Consider the following 10295-nt stretch of genomic DNA (forward strand, 5'->3'; position numbering starts at 1 on the left):
TAGATCACTAACTATCTATAAGTAATTGACTTGTTACTTGTAAGTAGTTGGCTTATGCTATCCTATTTTCTCCTTATTAGCCCACTTTCAGGAGATATTTTGTTCCAGAATAAATGTAATCATTTCGATATCTCTCTATCAGTCTGACACTTAACTGCTTTTCGCTCGCGTATTTCTAACCAACCTTGCCTTCGGGTGGAAATAACGCATTCTCAGGCGATTAAAAATACAAATTGTCAATCTGACAACTCCTTTAACTCCTGCGGTATGAATAATACAGGTTAGTAAGATCATGCTTGGTTATGCGAAAATATTCTCGCATATAATTGCGGGATAATTAGGGGGAGTCGTCAGGTTTTGAAGTGATATAAGAAGTTGATAGAAAAATAGAGATGTCAGTACCGAAAAGCCCGTCCTGCTCAATGGGGGTTGAGCAAGGACGGGCGTCACTCATAGATGATGAATTTACTAACTATTATAATCAAAGGCTTTTCACCTTATACCTTATAATCAAAGGCATTTCACCTTCTTCTGGTATTCGGCGATAGCGGCGTCCAAACGTTCGTGAGCAGTTGTATCACCCGGAACATTGTGCGACGGATGAATATACAAGTGTACACCACGGTCTGCCAGAATTTCGGCAACGGTAGTGATAGTCATCCACACCAGCGTAATGAAACTTAAAGTTGATAACGGGCCTACTTTATCGAAATGATTTTTCAAAGGAACCGAAGCGTCTACCAATGGAACGCAAGAGTCCACTACGATGTCCGCAAGCTGGAACAAGTTCTTACCGCTGGAATGACGGCTTGCCTTGTCGCCCGTTTCTCCGGCAGAACCGTAAACGATAACCTTCATGCCGCGCTTCTTTGCTTCCATTGCCACGTCGATGTTGACAGCGTTGATACCTGTGTGAGAGAATATCCAGATACAATCTTTAGCGTCAAAATCATAATTCTTCATGATTTCCTGTCCGTAACCTTCGGCTCTTTCGAGGAAAAGGAACTGGTGGATACCCATCTGTCCGATGATTTGTGTAAAGAACGTCAGCGGGAGTTCGCACAGTGGGTGGAAACCTACGAAGCTACCGATACGCGGATACATTTCTTCAACAGGAATCGTTGCGTGACCGCAACCAAACGTGTGTACCCAGCGTCCGGCTTCAATGGAATCGGCCATAGCGGTGGCTGCCTTTTTGATATTCTCTAATTGCGTGGCTTCCAATGTTTCCATGATGCCGTGCGCATTCTTTAACCATTCAAGTGCTAACATAATTTTTTTGTTTTAAAGGAATGAATAACTTTTTTATTTAAGTGAACGTTTAAACAAAAGGAGCATGATGAGCAGGGATACTATCATCATATAAGGATATACCCCGATGCCATATTCTTGCGAAAGAATTCCGGTGAGGCTGTTCAGCAAGGTCTGGCCGATAAGGGCTATGACAAGAGCTACACTGAATGCCGTCCCTGAGAGGGAGGCATACCGGCTGCCTACGATACTGAGTATGACGGGGAAAGTAGAAGCCAGTCCCGCACCAATAAGCGCCATACCTGTGGCGGCGCGTATAAAGTCGGGCGAGAAAGTCAGCAGTGCAAAACCTGCGGCGGCTGTAATCAGGCTGAAACGGAGAACGGTTTCCTGCTTTAGTTTCTTGAAGAGAACCACCAGTAACAGGCGGGCAGCGGTGAGACCGGCTACCATACAAGTCAGAACCATGAGCGCCCGGTTCTCGGGGATGTCAGTAGTCTGTCCCAAATAGAGTGTAGTCCAATTGTTGCATACGCCTTCAATACCACTCTGGAAGAACAGGATGAAGCTGAGCAATAACAGGCTGCTTTCTTTTAATAACCCCAATCCCTTTCTGATAGGAAATCCCTGTGGTTGCTTGGGAGCGGGGAAACGTACGCCGAAGCAGAACATAATACCCGCAAGCATCACAATACCCGTGCCTTGCAGTATGGTTTCAAAAGAATAATATCCGGATAAGAAACTCAGCAATACAGGAATGCCCAATGCTCCGATGCCATAGAATGCTCCGAGAAGACTGAGGCGTGAACCTTTTTCCTCTTCGTTTGAGATATCGGCAACCAAAGCATTCGTTTCACCATTCAGTATGCCGCCGCCCAGCCCGATGCCGATAATGGAGAGTTGCAGTAACGGGATGCTTGTGAAGAAGGCAATTCCTTCCAATCCCAACAGTACCACTAAACAACTAAGCAACAGCAAAGCCTTGTGTCCGAAACGGTCTACTATAGGACCAAACAACAGGGAACCTCCCAGTATGCCGAGAGGCAAGAACGTTACCAATGCGGTGGCTTGGAGATTATCCAAGTTCAGTTTGGTGGTGAGGGACGGCAATACCGCTCCCAGCGTAATCATTGAAATGCCGAAAAAGCACATGCCGATACACGCAGCCGCAAATACCAGATTCTTTTTGTAATTACTCATAATACGTGTTTTTTGATAGCGAGAGAAGCTGCTCCTATCAGTCCGGCATTACCGGACAATTGAGAAGCTACAAATTCCACCTGCTTGATACTGAGCGGTTGCGCCCATTTGCAGGCTTCTTTATAGATATCGTCGATAAATATATTTGCAGGGCCGAATACGCCTCCGCCCCAGATAATCTTTTGGGGGTTTAACAGGCTGACAAGGTTGGCGGAAGCCATTCCCCACATTTCTATGGCTTTGTGCAGAACGGCAACGGCAATCGGGTCATGCTCGTTGTATGCACTGAACACATCATAAGCGGAGATACGGCAAATGGGTTTCTGGCGCAGGCGTCCTTTATACGCTTTGTTTGCATGAACCGCATCCCGCGCTCTGGCGGCGATACCATTGCCCGAAGCGTAATATTCAAAACAACCGCAAGCATCATATTCTTCTTTATAAGGTGGTTGAAGGGCCATCCAGCCCGTAGCGCCGATAATGTCGCTTGAACCATGCAGTACACGACCGTCAATGATAATTCCCGCACCTACGCCTGTGCCCACGGCGATGAATATTGCACTGTGGCAATCTTTGGCTGATCCCTGCCACATTTCTCCGTACATGTAGCAAGTGCGGTCGCTGTCGATAAAAATCTCAATCCCCGGCGTGGTCACGGCCTTCAATACTTCTTGCAAAGGATAATTCTCCCACTCCGGGATATTGGGCGCCCACACACGTCCTGTTTGTGAGTAAACAATGCCGGGAACACATACTCCGACACTGTCTATGGGGATACGGCTCCTGCGGGCAACAGTCAGCAGTTTGGATAGTATTTCTGCGGCGAGTTTACCTACGTCATGTCCGGTTCTTCCTTTCAACAGGCGCTTCCGGTTGAATAACATACTTCCGTCGGGGAGGAAAATGGCGCTTGCTATTTTAGTTCCGCCTATATCAAGAGCGATGGTAGCCATAGTACTTAAATTATTTTAGATTGATTTATCGAGGTTTCAGGCAAAGCTATGAATTAATTTTCTCTTCCCAATGCTTCTTGAGAGGGAAAATGTGTGTAAAACATGTCACTAATCACTAAAAAGTATTTAGTATACTCGCTGTTGCTTGTATGCAACTTATTGTATTGGCTTGATAATAAAGGCATATAACGTTTTTTAGTGCAGTGTATTATTTATGCTTTTGTGTTTGTTAACATAAGAGGTTGAACGGCTTCCTTTTTGCCTTCTCAAATAAAAAGCCTACTTTTGTCTTCGTATAAAAACAGATATATGGACGTTACACCTTTATTATATAATGAGTTCCCATTGTTTCTGAAGTGCTATTTTCCATATAAGGTACAGAAAATATCACTCAATGCCGGCTTTACCTGTCCTAATCGTGATGGGACTAAAGGGTACGGTGGTTGTACGTACTGCAACAACCAGACTTTTAATCCGGATTATTGCCGTACGGAGAAGAGCATTACCCGGCAACTTGAAGAGGGGAAAGTCTTTTTCTCCCATAAGTACTCCGAAATGAAATACCTCGCCTATTTTCAGGCATATACCAATACTTACGGCGAATTGGAAGCATTGAAGCGGAGGTACGAAGAAGCATTGTCTGTTGCTGATGTAGTGGGGCTGGTTGTGGGCACCCGTCCCGATTGCATGCCCGACAGTTTGCTTAGCTATCTGGAAGAACTGAATAAAACGACTTTCCTTTTAGTGGAATATGGTATTGAAAGTACCGATGATGCCACGTTGCAGCGCATTAACCGCGGACATACTTATCAGGATGCCATAGATGCCGTAGAACGTACCGCCGCCCGTGGTATCCTTACCGGCGGGCACGTTATACTGGGACTTCCCGGAGATTCGCATGAGAAGTTGGTGGCGCAGGCCGGAATCTTATCCCGCTTGCCGCTTACTACATTGAAGATGCATCAGTTGCAATTGATACGTGGCACGCGCATGGCGTATGAGTATGAACAGCATCCCGAAGACTTCCACCTGTTCGGCGTAGAAGAATATGTTGACCTGATTGTGGATTATGTGGAACATTTACGTCCCGGTTTGGTTTTGGAACGTTTTGTGTCGCAATCCCCCAAAGAATTGTTAATAGTTCCCGGTTGGGGGCTGAAAAACTATGAGTTTAATCACCTTGTACAAAAAAGAATGCGGCAGCTTGGCGCTTATCAGGGAAGGAAATATGAAATATGAGAAAAAAGAATTATTTTTGCAGCTGTTTGAATGCGGAATCAATCTAAAAAAGAAGAAATTATGAACCAAAAAACATTGATAAAAGGAAAAATACATTATGTAGGAGTCAATGACCGCAACAAGCATTTGTTTGAAGGTATGTGGCCTTTGCCTTACGGAGTATCTTATAATTCTTATCTGATAGATGACGAAACAGTAGTGCTGATTGATACGGTGGATGCTTGTTTCTTTGAGACATATCTGCGGAAGATAAAAAGCATTATCGGTGAGCGTCCTATTCAGTACCTTATCATTAATCACATGGAACCTGACCATTCCGGTTCTATCCGTCTTATAAAACAACATTATCCTGATATCATTATTGTTGGCAATAAACAGACTTTCGGCATGATTGAAGGCTTTTATGGTGTGACGGGCGAACGATATATGATTACCGACGGAGATTTCCTGGCTTTGGGGCATCATAAACTACGCTTCCACCTGACCCCTATGGTACACTGGCCCGAAACGATGATGACTTTTGACGAGACTGAAGCTGTGCTTTTCTCCGGCGACGGTTTTGGCTGCTTTGGTACGCTGGATGGTGGTTTCCTCGATGCGTGTATCAATACAGACCGTTACTGGGATGAAATGCTACGTTATTATTCCAATATTGTCGGCAAGTATGGTTCGGCGGTGCAGAAGGCTTTGCAAAAGTTAAGCGGGCTGCCTGTTACGACTATTTGTTCAACGCACGGTCCGGTCTGGACAGAGAACATAAGCCGTGTTATAGACATTTATGATAAACTGAGCCGCTATGCAGCCGATGAAGGAGTTGTGATAGTTTATGGAACCATGTACGGCAACACTGAGCAGATGGCTGAAACGATTGCTGCCGAACTTTCGGCGCAGGGTATCAGGAATATTGTGATGCATAATGTCAGCAAGACTAATCCTTCTTATATTATTGCAGATATCTTTAAGTATCGTGGTCTGATTATTGGCAGTCCCACGTACAGTAACCAGATTTACCCTGATATAGAATCTTTGCTTTCCAAAATATTAATCCGTGAAATCAAAGGGCGCTACTTGGGTTACTTCGGTTCGTTTACCTGGGCTGGCGCTGCGGTGAAGCGTATGGCTGAATTCGCCGAAAAGAGTAAATTCGAACTTGTAGCCGACCCGGTTGAGATGAAGCAAGCTATGAAGGACATAACTTACGAACAATGCGAATGCCTGGCGCGTGCTATGGCAGGACGCCTTAAAAAGGAGATATGAATTTAAAATTATGAATTATGAATTATGAATTTTGAATTTTGAATTATGCGAAATCGCGTAAAGTAGAGGGATGGGTAATAATTCATAATTCATAATTCAAAATCCATAATTCAAAATTGAACAAGTTTAACCAGATAAAAAAACAATCACAATGAGACTAATCATTCAACCGGATTACCAATCCGTATCCAAGTGGGCTGCGTACTATGTTGCCGCTAAAATCAAAGCCGCGAATCCAACGCCTGATAAACCGTTCGTTTTGGGATGCCCTACCGGTTCATCGCCGCTCGGTATGTATAAGGAGTTAATCGATCTGAATAAGAAAGGACTTGTTTCTTTTCAGAATGTAGTAACTTTCAATATGGATGAATATGTCGGCTTGCCAAAAGAACATCCCGAAAGCTATTACTCTTTCATGTGGAACAACTTCTTTGGGCATATTGACATTAAGCCGGAGAATACCAATATTCTGAATGGTAATGCCGTTGACCTGGATGCCGAATGTGCACGTTATGAAGAAAAAATCAAATCCTATGGCGGTATCGACCTGTTCATGGGAGGTATCGGGCCTGACGGACATATTGCTTTCAACGAACCGGGTTCTTCTTTATCTTCACGTACACGCCGGAAGACATTGACTACGGATACCATCATCGCTAATTCACGTTTCTTCGATAATGATGTTAACAAAGTGCCTAAGACTGCATTGACGGTTGGTGTGGGTACTGTGCTCTCCGCTAAGGAAGTGATGATTATCGTAAACGGGCACAACAAGGCGCGCGCCCTTTATCATGCCGTAGAAGGCGCTATCACCCAGATGTGGACAATCAGCGCTCTGCAGATGCACGAAAAGGGTATCATTGTTGCAGACGATGCCGCTACTTTCGAGCTGAAGGTCGGTACATATCGTTACTTTAAGGATATTGAAGCAGAACATCTGGAACCGGCTTCTTTGCTGAAGTAAGGAATAATGTGAATCAGGAGTAACCAGAATTATTCAGGTTAACTTCTGATTCGTATGAATAACAGGTTCTTAAATACAATTAGTTGCGCAATCCATCCCCGGTAAGTTAAAATGGAATGGATTGTGCAATTTTTTATTTCAATCTTTCAATTATTAGAAATTTATCCACTCTTGTTTATTTGTTATCATCTTAATCATTTGTATCTTTATCCCGTTGAATAAAAAAAATCGTTTGAAGATGAATGATACGGATTGTGCTTTTGATGACTTACTATACCGTTCCCTTTCATTATTCCGTCAGTTTCGTTTGTATGATGATCCTATAGAAGGAGAAAATGCTTTTAAGTTGCTGAGAGAAGCGGAGAAAATAATTAATGATACCAGAGATAATATTTGTATCGCTAAATGGGGATGTACTATCGAATGTCTTGCCCATAAGTTCTATATAGATGGGCATACGGATGGTATGCTTTCGGACGTTGACGCTTTTCTGATTAAGGAATGGAAAAGGAAAAAGAAATCCTTTCTGGAAAAATATATCGTATTCTTGTGGCTGGGAGAGTACTTCCTGCTGCGCGTAAAGAATGACCGCTCCCGTCACCAGAGCCGTAACAAGCAGATGGTTTCTAAGATACTTTCTTTTCTGACAGATATACTCCGTAAGTCGGATAAGCAGGAGATATCTAATATCTTTTCTCTTGATGTTTTTGATGAAACAGTGAACTGGGTCAAAGAGATTTGCGATATGCATCTTTTTGAGAAACAAGTCGTTGCTTTGCTGGAGAGGCTTTATGCCTTGCAGGAAGAGAAGATGATACCACAGAGAGAGTCGAAAGAAAGTTCTTTCTGGCGCCAAATGTGGGATTTTTATTATTGATTGAATACAATCTCTATCTGTTCAGATATTCCTTCTTGAACATGTCCACGAAGAGGAAAAACAACGAAAGCAATACCGGGCCGAAAATAACTCCCATAAAACCAAACAGAGACAATCCTATAACTACCCCGAATATGGTGATTAACGGGTGTATGTCAGCCATCTTCTTTTGCAGGATAAAACGTATCAGGTTATCCAGTTGCGAGATTATCAACGTTCCGAACAGGGTAAGCCCGATGGCGTCGAACCAATCGCCGGATATTGCCATGTAGGCGGCTATGGGAAACCATACCAATGCTGTACCTATCATCGGAATAACTGTTACAAGGCAGGTGAGGAATCCAACAAGAAGAATGTCCGGGACGTTGAATATCCAATAGCCTATCATGGCTACGCCGCCTTGTATGACTGCCAGTAAAGGGATGCCTATGGCATTGGAATGGATAATCATATTTATTTCATGGATTACGTGTTCCGTATTGGCTTTATTGAAAGGTAGTATTTCAATGATGTATTTCTCCATTTTCTTTCCGCCCGTCAACATGAAGTAAAGCACAAAGACCAGTACGAAGAGATTAACGGCAAGGCTGCTGATGCTTCCCATTACGAGTTGCCCGACGGTGGGGAGTGCGGAAATGATGAATGAAATGGTATCTTTGCCCAGTACGTCATACCCCGTTTGGTATTTGATGGCGTTTGCCATCTTTTCGATGGGAGTGATGATAGCTTGCGGATCCAGGTTGAATCCCTGTAGCTTGTTGACTAATAACCACACGGCGAGTGCTAACGGAACTAAGAAACAGAAGATGGCTTCCAGGGTAATGGCGATGGCGGCTATGCTACGTTTCATATTCCGTTTGTCTGTCAGGTATATCATTTGTTTCCTGACCAGGATATAGATAGTCAGCGCTCCCAGCAGTCCGCCTAAAAACGAGGTGATTTGCAGGAATAGGATGATACCAAGCCCGATTATTATGGCGATTAATGAATATTTCCAATATCGTTCTTTTGCAGTCATATCTTTTGTGGTCATATCTTTTGTTTTTGAGGTTATCCTTCATCTCATTTTTTTGTTATTCTTCATCTCATTTTGGGGTTATCCTTCATCTAACCGGCCTTTTCCTTGGCGCAGAACTTCTGCTTCTCCACTGGTACAGTCTACAATGGTGGAGAATTCCGTTCCTCCGATGCCTCCGTCAATCACTAAATCAACCAGGTCTCCGTATTTTTCGTCAATCAGTTCAGGGTCGGTACTGTATTCTATATCTTCGTGGTCGTCGTGAGGCAGAGTGGTGGTCATGATGGGAGCGTCCAACATGCGGGCTATTTCCTGGATAATAGAATTATCGGGCATGCGGATACCTACTTCTTTTCGGTTACGGAAGATTTTGGGTAGCCGGGTAGTACCGCTCAGGATAAAAGTAAAGGCGCCCGGTAAGTTCCGCTTCATTAGTTTGAAAATGTTGTTATCCATTTTTGCGTATTCGCTGATAATGCTCAGGTCATAGCAAATGAGGGAGAGGTTGTTCTTGCGCGGGTCTATGTCTTTGATGCGGCAAATGCGCTCAATGGCGCGTTCTTTCAACCCATGACAGCCGATGGCGTACATCGTATCGGTGGGGTAGATGATAAGTCCGCCGTTATTCAGAATGTCCACGACTTGTTGCAGATTCTGGATGCTGTTATTCCTTTCATAAAGTTTCAGAAGCATAAGGGTTGATGTTTAATATATATGAAATAACGCAAAAGTAGAGAATTAGTTTCTACTTTTCAAATAAGTACCGGAGTTTATATTGAACAATTTGATAGATGGCACAAATCGTAGCTGTCAGATTGACTTTTTGTATTTTCTGTATGCTTCAGAATGCGATATTTCCGTCCGTAGACAGGGGCGGTTGGAAATACGGAAGTGAAAATTCGTATCTGACTGACGGATAGTGGGATATCGAAATCTGTACATCTCTAAAAAAATGCGGAAGCTTCGCTTGGAGGGGGACTTTAAGGGCTTATTTTTGCCGGATATGTGTGGCTTTTGAACGGGATATATGTGGTTTGCGGACGGGATATAGATGGTTCGCGGACGGGATATATGTGGTTCGCGAACGGGATATATGTGGTTCGCGAACGGGATATAGATGGTTCGCGGACGGGATATATGCTGTTCGCGGACGGCATATTGCTGTTCGCACTCCATGTATTGTAGTTCGCGCAAGAGGTAGGCATTTACTGCATAAATCTCGTATATCAGTCGTGATTTATACGGAATAAGTGTATATATATTCAGAATATTGTATCTGTAGTTTCTATTTCTCGTTCTTTTGCAGAATGGTGTGTTAGGGAAAAGAAGCTTTAGCTATCTTTTTGCAAACAAGTATTGGTTTTGAGTTGCATATTGACGAAATGATTAATTAGGAGTAAATGAATAATTAGGAGTAAATGGTTAATTAGGAGTAAGTAATTGATTAGAAGTAAATAATTAATTAATTGGAGTAATTAATTGGAGTAATTAATTGGAGTAAATAATCGAAGTAAATGATTAACAAGAGTATCTCTA

The 10295-nt window shown here is 43.3% G+C and carries 10 protein-coding genes; 5 read left to right on the forward strand and 5 right to left on the reverse strand.

Annotated features, from left to right (window positions below):
* Positions 1-510: 510 nt before the first annotated feature.
* The 3 genes from B2Z67_RS01805 to B2Z67_RS01815 are packed head-to-tail and all read right to left on the reverse strand — an operon-like array spanning position 511 to position 3404.
* Positions 511-1272 carry a sugar isomerase domain-containing protein gene (locus B2Z67_RS01805; protein ID WP_291528110.1) on the reverse strand — a complete coding sequence of 254 codons (762 nt, stop codon included), beginning with the start codon at positions 1270-1272 and terminating at the stop codon, positions 511-513.
* 33 nt (positions 1273-1305) lie between these two features.
* Complete coding sequence (locus B2Z67_RS01810) at positions 1306-2451, reverse strand: MFS transporter (protein WP_291528111.1); 1146 nt, start codon at positions 2449-2451, stop codon at positions 1306-1308.
* Positions 2448-3404 (reverse strand): ROK family protein, encoded by a 957-nt coding sequence (locus tag B2Z67_RS01815; protein WP_291528112.1) that lies wholly within the window; start codon positions 3402-3404, stop codon positions 2448-2450. Before B2Z67_RS01815 ends, B2Z67_RS01810 begins: the two co-directional genes overlap by 4 nt.
* Before the next feature lie 309 nt (positions 3405-3713).
* Between B2Z67_RS01815 and B2Z67_RS01820 the strand changes: the two genes are divergently transcribed.
* The 4 genes from B2Z67_RS01820 to B2Z67_RS01835 all read left to right on the forward strand — a co-directional run bounded on the left by B2Z67_RS01820 (position 3714) and on the right by B2Z67_RS01835 (position 7741).
* On the forward strand, positions 3714-4643 hold the full coding sequence (locus B2Z67_RS01820; RefSeq protein WP_291528113.1) for a TIGR01212 family radical SAM protein: 930 nt from the start codon (positions 3714-3716) through the stop codon (positions 4641-4643).
* Positions 4644-4703: 60 nt separating this feature from the next.
* Positions 4704-5900: an FprA family A-type flavoprotein gene (locus B2Z67_RS01825; protein ID WP_291528114.1), complete on the forward strand. Its 1197-nt coding sequence runs from the start codon at positions 4704-4706 to the stop codon at positions 5898-5900.
* 151 nt (positions 5901-6051) lie between these two features.
* Positions 6052-6864, forward strand: coding sequence for a glucosamine-6-phosphate deaminase (nagB, locus tag B2Z67_RS01830; protein WP_291528115.1), 813 nt, complete (start codon positions 6052-6054; stop codon positions 6862-6864).
* Positions 6865-7102: 238 nt separating this feature from the next.
* Complete coding sequence (locus tag B2Z67_RS01835) at positions 7103-7741, forward strand: hypothetical protein (protein ID WP_291528116.1); 639 nt, start codon at positions 7103-7105, stop codon at positions 7739-7741.
* Positions 7742-7754: 13 nt separating this feature from the next.
* Here B2Z67_RS01835 and B2Z67_RS01840 read toward each other — a convergent pair whose 3' ends face one another.
* The gene (locus tag B2Z67_RS01840; RefSeq protein ID WP_291528119.1) at positions 7755-8759 is read right to left on the reverse strand and encodes an AI-2E family transporter; all 1005 of its coding nucleotides are present in this window, start codon (positions 8757-8759) and stop codon (positions 7755-7757) included.
* A 78-nt stretch (positions 8760-8837) separates the two neighbouring features.
* Positions 8838-9452: an L-threonylcarbamoyladenylate synthase gene (locus tag B2Z67_RS01845; RefSeq protein WP_291528117.1), complete on the reverse strand. Its 615-nt coding sequence runs from the start codon at positions 9450-9452 to the stop codon at positions 8838-8840.
* A 321-nt stretch (positions 9453-9773) separates the two neighbouring features.
* On the opposite strand from B2Z67_RS01845, the gene B2Z67_RS01850 reads away from it, so the two are divergent.
* On the forward strand, positions 9774-9944 hold the full coding sequence (locus tag B2Z67_RS01850) for a hypothetical protein (RefSeq protein ID WP_291528118.1): 171 nt from the start codon (positions 9774-9776) through the stop codon (positions 9942-9944).
* The last annotated feature ends 351 nt before the right edge of the window (positions 9945-10295 follow it).

Source organism: Bacteroides sp. UBA939, from assembly GCF_002293435.1.
Classification (GTDB): Bacteria; Bacteroidota; Bacteroidia; order Bacteroidales; family Bacteroidaceae; genus Bacteroides.